Source organism: Psychrobacter sp. Choline-02u-9 (assembly GCF_002836505.1).
In the GTDB taxonomy this organism is placed as follows: domain Bacteria; phylum Pseudomonadota; class Gammaproteobacteria; order Pseudomonadales; family Moraxellaceae; genus Psychrobacter.
This window is the reverse complement of record NZ_PJBF01000040.1, coordinates 163,909-183,206: the sequence shown is the minus strand read 5'-3', so window position 1 is coordinate 183,206 and position 19,298 is coordinate 163,909. Positions and strand designations below refer to the sequence as shown.

The window sequence follows — 19,298 nt, the reverse complement described above, 5'->3', positions numbered from 1 at the left end:
TTCATGAACAGCTTGCTACCGCGCGCCACTTCTAAAAAAGTATTTGGGTAGCATCCAAGCCACTATAAAACCGATGAGCGGTAGCGCCATTTGCATGATGGCATAAACAGCACTGGTACGCCTACTGGCTCCATTCGCCAGTGTCACTGCTTCTGTTGTGATAGTGGCAATACGTCCGCCACCCGCCAATAGAGTTGGCAAGTACTGGCCGAAGCTGATCGCTAGACCGAGCGCAATGGCAATTAAAATAGGGGCAAATAACTGCGGCAGTTTTATCTGAAAAAATACTTTGATAGGAGCAGCGCCAAGGCTGGCGGCCACATGAGCGAAACGTGAGTCTAAGCGTCGATAGCTACTGGCCAATGATAAAAACACGTACGGTAGCACGAATAAAAGATGGGCAAATGCCACATTAAAAAATTCTGATTGATGATTGGCCAACTGCTGCAACCATACCAAGCCAAACAAGAAAGCAATACTTGGCACCAAGAGCGGTAAGTAAATAATAAAACTGGTGAAGTGTGACAATGGCTTAGCACTCAGTTGCTCAGCTTCCAAGCATAGCAAAGTCAGAAAAACAGCAAAGGCAGTACTGACGGCCCCAATGCTAAGCGTATTGACCAATGGTGTGCTCATTTGGGTAAAGGCACTTTGAAAGTGTAATAATACGAATTGCTCTGGTAGCATCGCCGGAAACCGCCAAAATCCTGCAAATGCCCATAAAACGAGGCCAGAGAGTGACAGTAGCATAAAACCAATCACGCCTACGGTAAGCATAGCGGTGACTTTTTGCCAGATAGCGTCTGCATAATGACGCTTGCCATTGATTGACGAAACACTAAATATTGTTTTGATAGCTTTTTCGCCGCCCAGCCAAAAGACGACTAAACCTGCTGTCAATGCGAGCTGTAATAATGCGCCTGCTGATGCCTTGATACGCAGGGTCAGGTCAACATCGTTGAACCATTGTATGATAGAGACAGCAAGCGTTGGCGGTGTGTTAGGGCCCAATATCAACGGCATCTCAACGCTCGCACTGGCATAGGCAAGCACTGCCAAAATAGGCAAACGTAGAAAAGAATATAACAGAGGCAAGACCGCCTTAAAAAAAGCAGTAATTGGGTAGTAACCAAGATTGAGCGCGACGGTATATTGCTGACGCAATTTTTTGCCAAGCTCAGGCTGAGCCAGCGCGCCTAAAGCCATTAATAACAGAAAAGGCAGCTCTTTTAAGGTTAAACCCAAGATGATGCTAATACCGTACGGATCATGCGGAAACATACCATCGGGTGCCATCTCCCAACCAGTTAGCCAGGGGGAGATGAGCCGTGCAAACATGCCTGATGGCGCAATCAAAAATCCAACGGCAATAGCTGCAGCTGCATGAGGAATGACCAATATAGGGCTTAGTAAGTGCTCAATACGCTGCAACCAAACACTGTTAAAAAACGCGGCTAATATCATCAGGGCAATGACAAAAGCAAGTAAGGTGCTGATAAGTCCTGTAGCCAGACTTAATGCAGCCATCTGCGTGATACCAGGCGTTTGCCACAGGTCTATAAACCCTTGCAGATTCAAGGTTGTTTTTTCTAGGGCAGGAAGCCAGCTCAGAGCAGGTAATAGTACACAGATGAGGCCACAGAGTACCGGTAGTATTAATATGAGAATTAAGAGTTTAGGACTAAAAGACACGATACGCGTAAACAGATCTTTTTTCTCAATCATAATAGGTCTAGGTTTATCACCTTTTTTCGTTATTTTACCAAAACCTTGGCTCATGGACTCACCCCATAACGTGCTTGCCAGCCTTGCTGGATGGCCTCTACCCAACTTGGATGCGGCTCGCTTACCGTGCGTTTGACACTGTCAAAGGGTAGGGCGCTTGGATGAGGCTGCTTGGTTTTGAATAATGCTTGTTGTACAGGGCTAAGTGTAGATTGAACCAGTACGCTTTTGTCACCCCATACTGAAGGGCTTTGTTTTTTTGCTTGGGCTTCTGGACTCATTAAGAAGTTGGCTACTAATTGTGCCGCCTGAGGATGGCTAGCGTTATAAGGGATAGCAACAAAATGAGTATTGCTTAAGCTGCCGTCGCTCATGGCAAAGCTGCGAATGCTCTGGGGTAAGTCATAACGCTGTACGGCTGCAGGAACTTCTGGTGCTGAAAAGGTAAACGCGAGACTCAGCTCCGTATCATCGACCAAGCGCCGCATCTGCGCCCCTGTCTGTACAAACTGCTCGCCCTTACGCCATAAGGTTGGATGAAAGCCATCTAAAAACGCCCACAGCGGATCTAATACAAGCGCGGTGTTTACTTCAGTGGCAGGCAAGTTGAGCTGCGCACTAATGTCTTTACCCGTTTGAGCGTCTTGTTGCTCATGCAGCATAACTAAGACGTACTTTAAGAAACTCATACCCAAAAAATCAGGCGGCTTTGGGTAGCTAAAGCGGCCAGGGTTTTGTGCTGTCCAAGTGGTCAGTTCAGTTAGCGTTGTTGGCGGTTTACTGGTCGAAAGGCTGTCGTAATAAAACGTCAGAGCGGCTTGTCCCCATGGTGCTTCCATGCCGTTGGTCGGCACACCAAAGTCGAAATTTACAGTTGGATTATTGTCCGGATCAGTCAACGTAAAATTAGGCAGTTTGTTTGCCCATTGTTTAAGTAATAATGAGTTTTCACTCATAGTGGCAAAGTTAGCACCATTAATCCAGATGAGATCCACACTGCCTTGATCGTCATTATGAGCAGATTTTTCTGCGAGTACCCGACTGACTGCTTCACTGGTGTCACTCAATTTAACATGGACTAAGTTGATATTGTATTTATCATCGACTTGATCGGCGACCCATTGTAGATAGGCGTTAATCTGTGGATCACCGCCCCATGCATAAAAGTAAACGTCTTGGTTGCTGCCTTGGGTTTCTATCTGCTGCCAAGGTGATAAGTCTTGGTTAATATTGGCAGTAGTTGGCGATGCTGTGCTTGCTGATATACCAATACAAATGCTCATCACCATAGCGTAGGTGCTATATCGCGTAAGACGTTTGAGCATCGGTAAAGTGGTAATAACGCGCATTCAAATTTCCGTTATGATTTAAATGTTAGTAAAGCCGGTAAAGATCTCATAGGCTGTCATATCAAACCAAACAGATACTACGAAATCTAAACCAGTTTTGTTCGGCTTTTTTTAGAGCTTTCCCACCAGTCGCATCATTTAACGATGCCTACGAGCAAACTGCCATTAACTAACCGCGACGCCAAGTATGGTATTTCTCTAGCCAACTCAATACGGTCTCAGGCGCATGAGCACGTTTCCACTCACCAGCTGCGTATTTGTTGCCTTCAGCCCAAGTAGGGTAGCTATGAATGGTGCCCAATATTTTATTAAGACCCAGACCATGTTTCATGGCCAGTACAAATTCAGCGATTAGGTCGCCTGCATGTTCAGACACTACCGTCACACCCAATATTTTGTCTTTACCTTTTGGCGTAATGACTTTAATAAAGCCTTTAGCTGCGCTATCTGTAATGGCACGATCTAACTCTTCAAACTCAAAACGAGTAATCTCGTAATCGATGCCTTTATCAATGGCTTCTTGCTCGTTAATACCAACACGAGCGACTTCTGGGTCGATAAATGTAACCCAAGGAATGACGCGATAATCTACTTTAAACTTTTTCAGATTGCCAAATAAACCATTCACTGCGGCGTACCAACCCTGATGGGCAGCGACATGAGTAAACTGGTAGGGCCCGACGATATCGCCTGCAGCAAAGATATTGGGATATAACGTCTCGAGATATTCGTTGGTCACGATAGTACGATTGGTTTCGATACCTAGCGCCTCTAAACCATAACCTTCAAGGCGTGCGCTACGACCAACCGCACAAAGTAGCTCATCATACTCGATATCGATTTCTGTTTCATTGTGTTTGACGATAATGTATTTTTTGCCATCACGCATCTCGCAGCGCATCGCTTGATGCGAAGTTAAAATATTGACGCCGCTATCAGTAAGTGATTGGTGAGCAAAGGTAGAGACTTCAAGGTCTTCTTTACCCATAATGCGATCGCTCATCTCAATTTGCGTCACATTAGAGCCTAAGCGAGCAAAGCTTTGCGCAAGCTCGCTACCGATTGGTCCACCGCCCAGTACTACTAGCTTTTTCGGGGCTTCTTCTAGCTCAGCAAACTTCGTCCATAGCGTGTCACTGGTTACGTAGCCTGTTTCTTCTATACCTGATAGAGGTGGTACAAATGGACGGGCGCCCGTGGCAATGACAATGGTGCGCGCTGTTAGGGTCTGCATGCCGCCGTCGTTCAGTTTGATTTCTACTGTCCACGGGTCAACTAATTTAGCATAGCCTTTGACCACATCGACGCCCAGATTGGTATAACGTTCAACACTGTCGTGCGGTGCGATATCAGCCACTACTTGCTGTACGCGTGCCATCACTTTTTTGAACGAAAACTGCGGTACGGTGTTCTCTAGACCGTAGTTTTCCCCATGACGAATTTGGTCAGCGATTTTTGCGCTCTTAATGATGGCTTTACTAGGTACACAGCCATAATTGAGACAATCACCGCCCATTTCACCTGCTTCAATCAGTGTGACTTTCGCCTTTACTGCTGCGGCAATGTAGCTTGTAACCAATCCACCAGCGCCAGCGCCAATCACAATCATATTGCGATCGAACCTTTTAGGTTTGGTGTGGTTTTTATAAACACGGCGTTTTTTAAACATGTTCAACACTCCTTTTGCTATTAATGGGAAGAAACCTAATAACGCAAACGAGACAATTAAGTTGAAAGATAAAATACCCGATAAACTGTCTATTTGTGCCAGCTGTGTCCCTGCATTGACAAAAACAAACGTCCCAGCCAGCATACCGATTTGACTGACCCAGTAATAAGTCCATGTTTTAATAGACGTCACACCCATCAATAGGTTAATCAAAAAGAATGGAAATATGGGTACCAGACGTAAGGTAAATAAATAAAACCCACCTTCTTTTTCGACGCCTGCATCAATAGCTGCCAACCGCTCAGGAAAGCGCTGTTTGATGGTGTCACGCAGTAGATATCGCGATGCCAAGAAGGCAATGGTAGCACCAATACTCGATGCAAATGAGGCAACGAGTAAGCCCTGAACCAAACCAAATAGCGCACCAGCGGCTAGCGTCAAAATCGCAGCGCCTGGTAAGGAGAGGGCAGTAACGATGACATATAGTAAGAAAAATCCACCGATAATTAATAGTGGTGACTGCGCTTTATAGTCATTAAATTGTGCCATCGACCCTTTTAAGCCATCAAGCGTCAATAATTGATTTAGGTCAAAATAAAAAAAACTTGCCGCTAATATCAATATCAATAGTATTAAAAATATTCTTTTAATCATGAAAAATCCGGCCAAATAAGGGAGCGAAGGCTAAAATCGTAGTTATTGCTCAAACAGTAGAACACTCATCCCTGAGTAACCCTGTTTAAGTAATGGTGGCGATCAAATCGAATCGTCTGAATCGCCTAACCACGATAAAAAGTTTAAGTCGGCAGTCTTAATAGTATATAAATTATGTCTTGCTGTCTGACATTTATACTACTTAAGCAATAAGCATTGCCGCTGACATTTATACTGGAGACGTATTTTTACCCAATGTTAGGGTGTCATAGTCTCTCATTAAGAATAGCGCCAAACAGGCTGCCAGCATTGGCCATGCAGCAAAGAACAACAAGTTATCAAAAGGCGTTAGGTAAAGACCAAAAGATGCAAAAGTAGAAGCGGCATGTAGTAATAAGATAATGCCGTATGTCCATTTTTTGAATAAACCCATGACAAACGAGAAGATAAGAATAATTTGCAAGCTACCAATCAGGTAAACAATAGTGATGCCCAAGTTTTCCAATGCATAGAATTTAGCAAACACATTGGCGGCATGCTCAGGATTTACGAATTTGTCGAGTGTCCAAAAGAAGAATACGATGAAAACACCAAGGCGAAGAAACAATAGTGAGAGTGGCAAATGTTTTGGCATGAATTATCTCTTTTTGAGAAAAAGTAAAAGTGAATTGGAACAAATTAAGCAAATAAAACGGGCATGACGGCACCGAACTATCAGGTAACAAACACAGGTAAAATATGAACAATATTGAGTGATTACTCAAAAATAAACAAAGTATTACCACAAAATGTACTAAAAACGCATTGTAGTAGTTATTGAATAACTGTTCAAGTTGATTATATCCATATTCTAGCAATTATAGGTCTGAGTTACTTTCTTTAACCAAACCAGCAATGTTAGGTTAAAGAAGCCCGATTTGTATACGTTTGATTGAGTCTGTCGACACATTTAACGTTTATCTTGCGCTACAAAAATTCGCCTAGCCCGTATAAACGAAAAAAGCCCTTTATAGAACGTAAATTCTATAAAGGGCTTTTGGGGGAATACTTATAACACTATAGTAAAGCCAACAGCAGTAAAATAATGCCTTACCACATCAAGTCATCTGGAATCACATAAGCAGCATACGGATCGTCTTCTGCCAATGCTTCCTCAGCAGTGTCGTTTGACACAACCATAAAGCCTTCCATTTTTGAATCAATACGATCAGCCAATGGACGAGGTAATAGCGCGTAGCTTTCTTCCAAGCGTGCGATGACCACGTGACCAGCCACGATTTGATCGTACAGTTTCTGAGTGATAGCGATTTTCTTTACTTTGGATTCATCGACAAACTGATAGCTAACCTCACCTTCTGTCTCAGTAATCTGATGCTGCTTAATCATTTGCACGATATTGGCTTTTAATGCTTTCTCTTCCAATACGCGCTGCTTTTCTTGATTAAGCTTCTGATCCTTTTCTAGCTTTTGAGCTTGCGCCTCTGCCAACGCTTTTTTTGCTTCGACGCTTTCTGAGTCACCAGTACGCTTGGCATGTTGCGTTTGTTTGCTGATTTTTTTGGCCTTTTTGCTATCAACCAATCCAGCCTTTAATAATTGAGCCTGTAGGGCATTTTTTGCCATAATCCAATCACCTAAATAACGATACCGAAATCATAAATGCTAAAAAATACATTGTAGCAAACTTTGCTAGCGCATGTGGTCAGACGATGATAAGACTTTATATATAGCTAGGTATCAGTCTGCGGTAAGCCCTATACAAGATTGACGGTAACAAATTGCAATTATTGCAAAAGGGTCGCACACATCGCTGGATGAAGCCGTGTAAATTGGTTATTATCAAATGAATGGGTAAATTTACTTGATAAGATAATTTTTGAAAGCTAACTATTATAAGGTAAATGAAACATACCCCAGTCAGAGTACATAAACCAAAGAGCATAGCTTGGTCAGAACCAACAAGCTGTATAGGATTAAATAATTAAATTTAAGGACAGATTATGACAACATCACAGCACATTTTGGCCTGTATTGACGGCTCGGCAGTGACTGAATCGGTTTGTGACTATGCAGCGTGGTATGCCAGTAAATTAAACGTACCTGTTGGATTATTGCATGTCAGTGACATACCAGCATCGACTAGACGGGATTTATCAGGTGCTATAGGCATAAATAGCCGTCAGTTTTTATTAGAAGAGTTGTCCCAATTGGATGAGCAAAGAGCAAAAGTCGTCAACAGCTATAGTAATGCATTGGTACAAGATGCAAAAAGCCACATTCAAAGCAGTTTCGCTGATGTCAATGTTCGCGTTTATCAACGCCACGGCAAGTTGCTTCCTAGTATTGAGCATTTCAAAGAAGCAAATCGTGCGATTGTGATGGGACGCCGCGGAGAGGATCATAAGAACAGTCGGATTAATATTGGTAGTCAGATCGAGACGGTCGCTCGTGGGTCAGATATTCCTATATTGATTTGCTCAGAGAAATTTGAAGAGCCAAGCTCCTATATGATTGCCTTTGACGGTAGCAAGACCTCTATTAAAGCGGCACGAATGGTGTCAAAAAGTCCACTATTAAAAGGTCTAAAAGGCCATATCGTGATGGTAGGCAATCATAACGACGCCGCCAAGCAAAGTATGAGCGCCGCCGCCGCACAGTTAGAAGATGCTGGGTTTGTCGTTGAAGCACATCACTTATCTGCTTCTGATGCGGTGGACGGATTGTTAAAGTTTCAGGTAGAGAACAATGTCGACATTATGGTGGTGGGTGCGTACGGACATTCGAAATGGCAGCAATTGTTTCTCGGAAGTACAACGACAGAAATTATCGCTAGCACGTTATCACCAGTTATTCTAGTGCGGTAATAACGTCATATATTTGTGTTTATCGTCTAGGGCGTATCCTCAGCTTTATATTGTGGGTACGCCCTAATCATTTAATACTTTTGGAATATTTTATGCTAATTAATGCAGATTTTTCACAACGTGCTTCACTGACCCCTGAAGCACATCAATGGATTAAGTCACCACAAAATGGTGTGGAGCGTGTGATGCTTGATCGTGTGGGTGCGGAGAAGGCTCGCGCTACCAGTCTTGTGCGTTATGCGCCAAACTCTTACTTTCCGCACCATCTGCATCCAGGCGGCGAAGAGATTTTGGTATTGTCAGGCACTTTTTCTGCAGATGACACTCATTATCCAGCAGGTTGGTATTTACGTAATCCACCGACATCAGGTCATCGGCCTTATAGTGACGAAGGTGCTGTCATTTTTGTCAAGTTACGGCAAATGTCATCTGACGAAACGCAGCACGTGGCTATCAACACTTACAATGATGCCAATTGGCAACGACAAGGCGACCGTACTGTCTGCAAGCTTTTTTCCGATGGGGTAGAGCGCGTTAGTCTACAGCGTATCGATGCAGGCGAGTTGCTATTCACTGAGACAGTTCATGGCGGTGCAGAAATATTAGTTGTAGCAGGCGAGCTAATAGAGGGTGGACAGTTATATCAGCAGGATAGTTGGATACGCCTACCGATAGATATAAGCGTACAAATAAAAGCAGGGGTGGAGGGCGCAACCATATACTTAAAAACTGGCCATCTTAATCATGTCATCGGTTTAAAGGTTAAATAAACCTAAATAGCACTTATTAATTGTATAGACAAATTATACCTTAGTAAGTTCAATATATTAGGACCATTGCTTTTTTTTGCATGAAATATATTAAGTAAAAGGTACCAAGCATCATCTTTTTCATCTACCTTCAAAAAATAACAACCTTCCAAGTATCTTCTTCTAAAAAAGTAGCCTAAGTAATTAAATGGAATGCTTTAACTTTTGTATATAGAACAGTAGTGAGCTCTAATTCATGCTTATATAGTATATGAGTTGTTGCCTTACTAACTTAGGTCTAGTAAGGTTTAACACAGAAGTGTTGAATACACATTTAAGAGCGCATCAACAAGGGCGATTACTAAAATAATATGAAAAATTCGTCAAATCGTAAGCAGTCACTTCGTAGTATTTCAGTGCGCCATTTTATGACCGCTTTGGCGACTGGTATATGTTTTACCGTGACTTCACACGCAGTAGTAGCAGATTTCCAAATCAATAGCCTAGTGGCGCAGGCAATTCAAACGCATCCTTTAGTAGGGTCGGCTCGAGCGAGTCAACAAGCAACTACCGAAGGAATTAATGCGGCCAAATTAAACCTTTTACCAACACCAAGCGTAAGCTCAGGTTACGATAGAGACAATGATTTTGTCTCAGAGGTTACTATTCGCCAGCCCCTATGGACAGGGGGTAAACTCACCGCAGATGTCAATCAAGCCATATTCGATGACAAGGCTGCTGTAGAGTATATCTACGAGCAGCAAAACTTAGTGGCCAAGACAACGATTGATGCTTGGCAAAGCTATATCCAAGCCGTCGCGACACAAAGTGTCCATGTGGAGAACTTAAAAGAGCTGAATGATTTTGAAGCCATGATGCAGCGACGCGTTGGTCAAGGTGTATCAGCTCGTATTGAGCTTGATCTGGTGACTAACCGTATATTGCAAGAGCAAACATCTTATCAAGCGGCAGTTGAGCAGCAACGTATCGCCGCTGCTAGGTTAGAACAAATCATTGGTCAACCACTGTCTCAGATGAGTGTCACGAGCATACCGAATCTTAAGGTATTGGTAAATCAAGCCAAGCAGCAATCCGTTGACTTTGAAAGAATGGCATTTGATAGAGCTGGCTTTTACAATCCTACCGTTGTAAAAGAACACTTCCAAATTGAATCCGCTAAGCAGGGTGTCGAAGCACAGCAAGCTGCTCGTTATCCAACCATTTATGCCCAATATGAGCATGCTTACTATCATGAGGATAACGAAAACGATGGTAAGTTTTCAGTGGGATTGAGCTATGCACCAGGTGCTGGATTTTCCAATTTTGCGCTAGCACGAGCCTCACAGGCAGAGGTCAACAGCCTAGTACAAAACCAAGAAGCTGCACGCCGTAATGTCATCGAGAACATTCAAGTACAGTATCAGCAGTTTGTCAGTGCCAAAGACCGGGAAACCTCGTTGGTTGCGGCTGTAGCGGGGGCACAGATTGTAGTCAGTTCTTATCGCCGGCAGTTCATCGCAGGACGCAAGTCATGGCTAGAAGTCCTAAATGCTGTCCGTGAGCATAACGATTATCAAGTCCAGCTGGTACAAACTCGCGCAGAAATGTTGGGTGCATTTTATAGACTACAAGTAGATTTTGGCATCATGCAGTGGCAGCAGTTTTCTCATAATCGCGACCCAGTGACTTTGTTTAGCCCAGCCAACTCTGTCAAGCAAGGGCTCAATAAGCAAGACAAAAACAACGCTAGTAGTCATTTCGGTTATGGAAACAATTCAGCAGAAGAATATATCGATATTAAGCTGCCCGCGACGGCAGAGCAAAGCTTGAACAATGGTGAGTATCTCATGTTAAATGATGATTACAGTATTACGCCGATAACTGATCAAGAGAATATGACAAATAAGTAAATCAAAAAGTCATATAAATAGGCGTAAATTATCCTACATACGCAACCATCTAAAATATTAAATAAGCGATTAATATGAGTGCACAATTACAAAAGACACCGTCTCAGTCTGTTGACCACCATGAGCTGCAACACTCAGAGCAGGTTGATCTGACCGAAACGTTGACTGATGCGATTAAGCATTTACTCGGACAGCAAGGCTATCCAGTAGATAACATACGGCTCCATGATATTGTCAAACGTCATAGTGAGCAATCGGATATACAAGGTCAAAGCATTCATGAGTTAGGCGGTGTCATTGCAGTATTACAAGGCATTGGTATAACAGATACACCAGAAATATTAGAGCAGCCTGATGCCGCTTTTTTGCCCTTACTAGCGTATCGAACAGATTTAGGTTGGGGCGTGATTGATAGCCAAACGCCGCAAAAAAGTTGGAACTTTAGACAAGCGAACCAGCAGGTACATACGCGTGCCGAAGAATTGACTTTGGTCATGCGTATTCGTCTAAAAGAAGATCATATTAAGCAGCGAAAGGCCACATTTTCTGATCTATTAAAGTCTGATTTGGGTAATTATAAAGGTATTTTAGCTGAAGCCGTTATTGCAACCTTTTTGATTAATATGTTGGCACTAGCCGTCTCTTTATTTTCGATGCAGGTGTATGACCGGGTCATACCGACTCGTAGCGAATACACGCTGATCATTTTAGCCAGTGGCGTCTTCTTAGTCATCATGTTTGAAGCGTTTATGAAGTTTTCTCGCTCAAAAATCATGGATAAGGTCGTCGTCGGTCTAGACCAGTACCTATCTCGAGAAGTGTTCCAACGTCTACTCAAAGTACGTATCGACCAAATGCCGGGGTCAGTTGGCTCTATGGCAGCACAGCTACGTGGTTATGAGCAAGTACGTAGCTTTTTTACGGCGAGCACGCTTTTTGGCTTAGTCGATTTGCCCATGACCATTATTTTTATCAGCTTAATAGCTTTTATTGGCTCGCCATTAGTCGCTGTTGTACCAGTGATAGCGGCGGTCATCGCAATTACGATGGGACTGATTGCACGCAAACGCATCGATGCCATCGCATCAGAGGGCGCGACTGCCTCTTATTATAAGACGGGTCTGTTGGTAGAAGCTGTGGAAGGCGTCGAGACAATAAAAGCAGGAGCAGGCAGTTGGAAGTTTCTCTCGCGTTGGCTAGATGTGATGGATGTCACCATCAAAAACGATTTGGATATGAAGCATGCCAATGATAACTTAACGTATTTTACGCAGATGCTACAGCAAGTAAGCTACGTTGGTATCGTAATAGTCGGGTCGTTTGTCGTCATGCAAGGTGACATGACAATGGGCGGACTGATTGCCTGCTCGATACTTGGTGGTAGAGTGTTAGCGCCTGTTATGGCGATACCCAACCTGCTAGTACAGTACGCTCATGCCAAAGCCGCCAAAATGAATATTGAGAGTCTGTTTGCACTGGAGCAAGACAACCAAGGCGTTGCGTATCCATTATCGCCTACGCATATAAAAGGCGCATATCAGTGCGATGGATTGACGTTCAATTACCAAGGCAACGATCGACCAGCCATTACAGTTCCGCAACTGTCGATTAAACCAGGAGAGCGTATAGCGATACTTGGGCCTATTGGTTCAGGTAAATCTACCTTGCTTAAGGTGCTGGCAGGTCTGTATGCACCAACGGAAGGACGCGTGTTGTTAGATGGACTTGATATACATCAGATCAGTCGTGAGACACTTAGTGAGCGCTTGGGTTATCTGCAGCAAGACCATCGACTGTTTCAAGGAACCCTGCGTGAGAACTTATTAATCGGTATGGCAGCGCCCAATGATGATGTCCTTCAAGAGACTTTAAATAGGACAGGGCTAATCAACTTAGTATCCAGTCATTCAAGTGGTCTTGACCTACCGATCAGTGAAGGCGGTAAAGGCCTATCGGGGGGACAAAAGCAACTAGTGGCATTTACCCGTTTATTATTGACCAAACCTGATGTGTTTTTGCTGGATGAGCCGACAGCTTCTATGGATAACCGACAAGAGCAGCGCTGTCTACAAGTGCTACGTCAGGAGTTGACGAAAGGGCAAACGTTTATTGTGTCGACCCACAAGACAGCATTGCTAGACTTGGTAGATCGTCTGATCATTATGGATAACCAGCGTATTATTATCGACGGTCCAAAACAAGCTGTACTTGATGAGCTCAGAAAAAACGATCAAGCAAAAAATAAAACCACCATGCAGCAAAAAGGTAAAATCGTTAACAAAGCCAACCAACCGTCAAAAGAAGGTGCCGACGAAAATAAGCCTGCTACCTCTAGAGTTAGAAACATCAGCGTAAAACCCATCAGTGCTAAACATTCAACAGACGATCAAGGGAAGTAGGCATGTCAGAGTATAAGTACACACCCACTAAACCCCAAGTTAATCGTTCAAGGTTGAGTATTTGGATAGCATTAATCGGAATTGTCATTTTGATTGTCTGGGCGTCATTTGCCAAGATTGACCAAGTGACTCGTGCGCAAGCAACGGTAATCGCCAGCGCTCGAACGCAGGAAATCCAAGCATCAGAAGGTGGAATTTTGACTCAGCTCGCTGTCACAGAAGGTGAAGAGGTCAAAGCAGGTCAATTATTGGTAGTTCTGGAAGAGGAGCGTGCTAAAGCGGCTGTTGATAACTCTGCTTCTAAAACAGCTGCATTGACTGCTAAGCTAGCCAGACTAAATGCTGAGATTTTTGAAAAACCGTTGGTATTTCCTAAAGGGGTACAGGACTATCCTGAGTACGTGCAAAACCAAAGGGCGCTATACAATAGACGTCGTCAAGCTATCAATGAAGAAGTCTCTTCCCTTGAGAAAATGCTAGTGTTGGCGCGTCAAGAATTGCGTATGAATGAGCCTTTATTAAAGTATGGCGATGTCAGTCAAGCTGATGTCATCAAACTCAGCCGCCAAGTTGCTGATATCGAAGCGCAGATTAATAACAAGCGTAATAAGTACTTCGAAGAAGCACAGGCTGAAATGACCAAGGCTCAAGAAGAGCTAGATACCGAGCTTGAGCAATTGCGAGATCGGGCGCAAGTACTTGAAGAGAAGCGCTTGATGGCGCCCACAGAAGGTAAAATTAAAAACATCAATGTGACCACTATTGGCGGTGTTGTTAAGCCAGGCGAGGTCATCATGCAGATTTTACCGACCAGTAGTGACTTGGTTATAGATGCCAAGGTCAGTCCTGCTGATATTGCTTATGTCAAAGAAGGTCAAGAAGCGACGGTTAAGCTTGATGCTTATGATTACTCTATCTTTGGAGCCATGAAAGGTACAGTCAACTATATCAGTCCAGACACGCTAATGGAGCAAACACCTAAAGGCGAAGAGCCTTACTACCGTGTATTAATTGTGATTAATGGTGCTGAGTTTAAGGGGCGCGGTGATGAGATTGTCATCAAACCTGGTATGACAGCTTCTGTTGATATTAAAGCAATGGAGCGTACGGTATTGTCTTATTTGACTAAGCCAATTACCAAAACCTTATCAGAAGGTTTGGGTGAGCGCTAACAGCTTAATATTGAGTATTTATTGATAAGATAATAAAAACCCCAGTTAATCGCTGGGGTTTTTTTATGTAGAGGTATTGAGTCTAATTGTGCTACTACTCATAACTCTTATATTCTTAGTTAGAGTTTTCAGGAAGTCTTTGGCTATTCGCCTCATTTCTTAACTGTTGTTGCTCATCAATTTTCTGCTGATTACGCTTTTTAACTTCGTTGATAGCCGCACTCAATTGATCATTTATTGCTTCCACTTCAGATTTTGCTGAAAGATAGTCTTTATCTATTTTGACGTTACTTTTTTGAGCAGGGACGTCTATATCCAACAAGCTTGCATTGTTTTTAATCTCTTCTAATTTATCATCAGTGTTCGCAACTATAGACTGGGTATTGCTATCGGTTTGGGCATTTAGCGCCTTCTCCTTTTGCGGAGGAGTTTTGTTTTCTTGGGCTGATTCTATCGATGTAGAAGCTGGTTTTTTGGGTTTACCATCGACGTTTTTGGCAGCTGAAGAAGGGGATGCTTTTTTACTCTCTACGTTGTCTGTTTGCTCATCACTACTTGTTAGCTGAGATGTTTTAGGCTCGTTACCAATCTCAGATTTTTTATTGACCGTGTCTTCTACATTGTTGTTAGTGTCATCGGATGTCTTGGTACTGGTGACAGTAGTGGTATAGACCTTTTCAGGGATATCTACATTGTTGATAGCAGTAGGTTCAGTCGTTTTCATTTGGCTATCAGCTACTTCTACTGAATCCGTCTGATGAGTGTTGAGATAGAAAATAAAGAAAACCCCAACATGTACTAATACTGCAAGGCACAACGCCCAAAACCATTTTTCGCGGAACTTCATCATTATATGGCTTTACCTTTATCATATTAGTACACGTGCGACACACCTTGAGGTTATCAAATCATTAGGATTGTTGGTAAAGAGAATAGGCTAAGCCTGTTTAATATTATCTTTAACTTCAGATTCTTTATTTCCAGAGTCATTGCTCTCAAAGTCAGCCAGCATATCCGTGATCAGCTGATCCTTTTGATGCCATATTTGCTCTACCCATTCAAACATCTGTGCTTTTATCGCTTCATCTGTTTCATAGCCACCGTTTTTGATCGCCGTAAACAGGTCTTTGGGTATCTCAATATGTCGCACATCGACGCCTAAACGCTTGATGTTGCCTTTCCATAGATCACTATAAGTGGGTACACCGTCAGGGTAGACAATCGTCATGTCCAAAATCCCATCGATATCTTCCCCTAAGGCACTCATAGCCAGTGATAACCCGCCAGCGCGTGGCTTAAGTAAATGCGTATAAGGGGATTTTTGCTTGTCATGTTTACTAGGAGTGAAGCGAGTCCCTTCTAGATAGTTCAATAGCGTAAAGGGCTTGTCTTTAAGCAATGCACATGCTCGTTTCGCTTCTTCGATATCCTTACCCTTTAGAGCAGGGTTTTTAGCGATGGCTTCTTTAGAGTGTCGACGCATCATAGGAAAGTCGAGAAAGTAGAAAGCCTGACCAATGACGGGGATGTATATGAGCTCAAACTTGGTAAAAAAGCGCGTCAATGGCAAACGTTTTTCGCTGATATATTGCACGATACTGGTATCAACCCATGACTGATGATTGCTTACCAGTAGATACTTACCGTTGGTATGCACATCATCAGGCAGATTAATGCGCCAATCTTTACGCGGTAATACGTTATCGATCAATGCATTGTTGCTATTGATCCAATAGTTCGTTACATCGATAACGGCTTTGTCAGCGATGGCAGCACCAGTGATAGCCTTGGTAGCACCCATTACCCAGACAGGTAGACCAGCTAACATGCTATTAAAAGTGATAACGCTGGTTGCCGTCGTCAGTGAGGCAGCTTTGCCCAGTTTTGGAGCGCGTTCATGTAGTTTTTGAACGATTGATTTCAATCGCATATTGAATCCTTTTACTCATATTTATGATGAGATATTGATAATGTCGCTATATAATTTTAGCAGAAATTAATCTCAGTGTACGAGTGTTAACAACAAATAATAAACAGCATTGGTGAATTAGAACGTACAATTATATCAAGATTTTGCCAAAGCGAAATACGAACCAGACCATAAAGACAGCCTGTTTTATTTATAAAAACTAACCGATGAAAAAAGAAATATAGCTTGCTCAAAGGTAAAATGTTTGTAGATGATATTTTGAGTTCAAATATAGCCCTTATATGCTGGCTAGTCTATGAATTTTGTACAGAACCTCTTTTTATAGATTAACAGTACTACTCAAACATTAGTATTGAGCAAATATTGATGAAATTATAAGTGAAGCGACTACGTTTGACAGCAGTTAAGTTATCAATAAACGAAAAAGGGCGTATCAAGAATTATCTCAATACGCCCCCTGCAATTTAACCCGTTAGATATTGATCGGTTAAATAATCGAGTGAATCAACACTCTATATTTAATATATCAATTAGCCGTGCATACCACGGATAGGGTAGTTGTTTTCTGGATTTCTAACAAAAGCCAGACCGTTTGCCAAGGCTTCAAGATCTGGTCTAGAGAATGGTGCGTTCGAGATATCAACGATATGCACTTTTCCTTCAGCATTGATAACGAAGACAGCAGGCTCAGCGAAAGGATGATCGGTTTCTTTTTCTGAACGTGGGTCAGAGATATACAGACCTAGCGTATTCATCTGTTCGATAGTCAGACCATAAGCCATAGGGAAACTAACATCTATCTGCTCTAGATGAGCTTCTAACTGCTCTTTGCTGTCTGCAGATACTGCAATGATATCGACACCGACGTTATAGAAAGACTGTTTTACTGTCTCTAAGGTATTTAAATATTTTGTGCAGATTGGGCAATGCTTACCACGGTATACAACAACGAGTTTCCAGTCATGACCGTTTTCAGGTTTGCCTAATGAAGTTATTTCACCGTTTAATACCTGTACTTCCATTTCAGGAAACGTAGTACCGGCTTGAATTTTTTGAGCATAATCTGTTGACATAGTTATTATCCTTTTTGATAGTATTTTATGGTTAGTTGGTATTTAACAGCCTTACATTAGCAATCTTAAGTGCAAAAGTGTTGGATGCTTACAGTCGTCCCAAGTAGTAACAGGAAAAGTTAACATTACCTTTAAGGTTGCTCAATAAGACAACTTAAGTAAGCTAGTAAGTCATAGACAAAGTGTCTATTTTTTCGCTTCTTCAGTTGTCTGAGCATCTAATTTATCTTGAGTTTTTAGCTCAAAATCAGAGGCGTCATGACGTTCGTGTAATTGCTCAGCAGGTTCACCCCAAGTGCGGTTTACCTTGCGACCACGTTGCACAGCAGGACGCTCTAAAATCTCAGTTGCCCAGCGACGCAAATTTGTATAGCTCTCAACTTGTAGGAACTCTCCTGCATTGTATGCTTCACCTAGTATTAGATTGCCATACCAAGGCCAAGTGGCGATATCTGCAATCGTATACTCATCGCCACCTAGATAGCGATTGTCTGCAAGCTCACGTTCTAGTACATCTAACTGGCGTTTCACTTCCATCGTGAATCGATTGATAGGGTACTCAAATTTTTCTGGTGCATAAAAGTAGAAATGTCCAAAACCGCCACCTAAGTAAGGAGCAGAACCTTGTAACCAGAAGAGCCAATTCATGACTTCAGTGCGTGCTGCTGCATCTTTAGGCAGTAATTTTCCGAATTTTTCGGCAAGATAAAACAAAATAGCGCCACTCTCAAACACACGGCTACCAGTCTCTGTATCCAAAAGCACAGGAATTTTTGAATTTGGATTTAGCTCAACGAAACCTGATGAGAACTGTCCGCCTTCACCAATCTGAATAAGGTGCGCGTCGTACTCAGCTTCTGTCACACCTAATGCCAATAACTCTTCGACCATAATGGTGACTTTTTGACCGTTAGGGGTGCCCATTGAGTAGATTTGCAACGGATGTTTGCCGCGAGGTAGTTCTGCTTCATGCGTTGGACCAGCGATAGGGCGGTTGACACTTGCCCACTTACCGCCGCTTTCTGCATCCCATGTCCAGACGCTAGGTGGCTCGTAATGATTAGAGTTTGACATAATGATGATACCTTTTTATATACTGTGCTCAGTAGGGTGTAATTGGTAAATCAGATCCAGTTTATTGTTTTTATTCTGGCATGTCTGCTAGTTGCTTTAAGATGTTTTTGTAGTTTTCTACACCTTGTGCGCCGCTCACCAGATGCCGACCATTAAAGATAACGGATGGTACGCTTTGAATACCTTGCTGCTTTGAATGCTGTACGGCTTCACGTATCACATTGGCAAAGCGTTGATCTGCGATAACGGCAAGCGCCTCAAAACGATCTAGCCCAATATTTGCTGCGACATCTGCCAGTACGGTACTGTCAGCCACGTTTTTATTATCAACGAAGTGTGCAACGAACAATGCTTGTTTTAGGTCGTGCATACGTCCTTGCTGATCAGCCCAATGCAGCAACTGATGCGCATTAAAAGTATTGTAAGTATGGAAGCCATCGGTAAACTGAAAATTAAATCCAGCTTCTGCACCTGCTGCTGTCATTCTAGCTCGGTTCTCTTTAACGTCCTCAGCAGTCGTATCGTACTTCTCCATAATATGCTCACGATAGTTTCGTCCTTCGTGCGGCGTATTAGGATTTAACTCAAATGGGTGCCAGTGAATTTCATGAGGCGTGTTGGTTTGTTTTAGTGCCTCGGCCAATTGGCTATAACCGATAGCGCACCAAGGGCATACAACGTCTGACACGATGTCTATTCGTAAGGGTTTTTTTGCCTGTTCCATAGGATC

15 protein-coding genes are annotated in these 19,298 nt (G+C 42.8%); 5 read left to right on the top strand and 10 right to left on the bottom strand.

Going from position 1 to position 19,298, the window contains the following annotated elements:
* Positions 1–15 precede the first annotated feature (15 nt).
* The 5 genes from CXF69_RS01330 to CXF69_RS01310 form a co-directional block, all read right to left on the bottom strand.
* On the bottom strand, positions 16–1,779 hold the full coding sequence (locus CXF69_RS01330; protein WP_205963286.1) for an ABC transporter permease: 1,764 nt from the start codon (positions 1,777–1,779) through the stop codon (positions 16–18).
* Entirely contained in the window at positions 1,776–3,074 is a 1,299-nt protein-coding gene (locus CXF69_RS01325; protein WP_102078492.1) for an ABC transporter substrate-binding protein, read from the bottom strand. Before CXF69_RS01325 ends, CXF69_RS01330 begins: the two co-directional genes overlap by 4 nt.
* A 169-nt stretch (positions 3,075–3,243) precedes the next feature.
* Positions 3,244–5,292 carry an FAD-dependent oxidoreductase gene (locus tag CXF69_RS01320; RefSeq protein ID WP_228706730.1) on the bottom strand — a complete coding sequence of 683 codons (2,049 nt, stop codon included), beginning with the start codon at positions 5,290–5,292 and terminating at the stop codon, positions 3,244–3,246.
* A 334-nt stretch (positions 5,293–5,626) separates the two neighbouring features.
* Positions 5,627–6,031 (bottom strand): hypothetical protein, encoded by a 405-nt coding sequence (locus CXF69_RS01315; protein WP_102078490.1) that lies wholly within the window; start codon positions 6,029–6,031, stop codon positions 5,627–5,629.
* 455 nt (positions 6,032–6,486) lie between these two features.
* Positions 6,487–7,020, bottom strand: coding sequence for a DUF2058 domain-containing protein (locus CXF69_RS01310; RefSeq protein WP_102078489.1), 534 nt, complete (start codon positions 7,018–7,020; stop codon positions 6,487–6,489).
* 377 nt (positions 7,021–7,397) lie between these two features.
* Between CXF69_RS01310 and CXF69_RS01305 the strand changes: the two genes are divergently transcribed.
* From CXF69_RS01305 to CXF69_RS01285, 5 genes are all read left to right on the top strand, one after another.
* Positions 7,398–8,261 carry a universal stress protein gene (locus CXF69_RS01305; protein ID WP_102078488.1) on the top strand — a complete coding sequence of 288 codons (864 nt, stop codon included), beginning with the start codon at positions 7,398–7,400 and terminating at the stop codon, positions 8,259–8,261.
* Between the two features lie 92 nt (positions 8,262–8,353).
* The gene (locus tag CXF69_RS01300; protein WP_101205257.1) at positions 8,354–9,031 is read left to right on the top strand and encodes a cupin domain-containing protein; all 678 of its coding nucleotides are present in this window, start codon (positions 8,354–8,356) and stop codon (positions 9,029–9,031) included.
* 407 nt (positions 9,032–9,438) lie between these two features.
* On the top strand, positions 9,439–10,920 hold the full coding sequence (locus CXF69_RS01295; RefSeq protein WP_102078503.1) for a TolC family protein: 1,482 nt from the start codon (positions 9,439–9,441) through the stop codon (positions 10,918–10,920).
* Between the two features lie 74 nt (positions 10,921–10,994).
* Positions 10,995–13,319 carry a type I secretion system permease/ATPase gene (locus CXF69_RS01290; RefSeq protein ID WP_102078487.1) on the top strand — a complete coding sequence of 775 codons (2,325 nt, stop codon included), beginning with the start codon at positions 10,995–10,997 and terminating at the stop codon, positions 13,317–13,319.
* Between the two features lie 2 nt (positions 13,320–13,321).
* The gene (locus tag CXF69_RS01285) at positions 13,322–14,491 is read left to right on the top strand and encodes a beta-barrel domain-containing protein (protein WP_102078486.1); all 1,170 of its coding nucleotides are present in this window, start codon (positions 13,322–13,324) and stop codon (positions 14,489–14,491) included.
* A gap of 115 nt (positions 14,492–14,606) precedes the next feature.
* On the opposite strand, the gene CXF69_RS01280 is transcribed toward CXF69_RS01285, so the two are convergent.
* The 5 genes from CXF69_RS01280 to CXF69_RS01260 all read right to left on the bottom strand — a co-directional run bounded on the left by CXF69_RS01280 (position 14,607) and on the right by CXF69_RS01260 (position 19,292).
* On the bottom strand, positions 14,607–15,341 hold the full coding sequence (locus CXF69_RS01280) for a hypothetical protein (protein ID WP_102078485.1): 735 nt from the start codon (positions 15,339–15,341) through the stop codon (positions 14,607–14,609).
* 87 nt (positions 15,342–15,428) lie between these two features.
* On the bottom strand, positions 15,429–16,421 hold the full coding sequence (locus CXF69_RS01275; RefSeq protein WP_102078484.1) for an acyltransferase: 993 nt from the start codon (positions 16,419–16,421) through the stop codon (positions 15,429–15,431).
* A gap of 530 nt (positions 16,422–16,951) precedes the next feature.
* A complete protein-coding gene (locus CXF69_RS01270) occupies positions 16,952–17,494 on the bottom strand; it encodes a peroxiredoxin-like family protein (protein ID WP_102078483.1) in 543 nt (180 codons plus the stop codon).
* Between the two features lie 186 nt (positions 17,495–17,680).
* Positions 17,681–18,568, bottom strand: a complete 888-nt coding sequence (yghU, locus tag CXF69_RS01265) for a glutathione-dependent disulfide-bond oxidoreductase (RefSeq protein WP_102078482.1) — start codon at positions 18,566–18,568, stop codon at positions 17,681–17,683.
* 70 nt (positions 18,569–18,638) lie between these two features.
* Positions 18,639–19,292: a DsbA family oxidoreductase gene (locus tag CXF69_RS01260; protein WP_102078481.1), complete on the bottom strand. Its 654-nt coding sequence runs from the start codon at positions 19,290–19,292 to the stop codon at positions 18,639–18,641.
* Between the last annotated feature and the right edge of the window lie 6 nt (positions 19,293–19,298).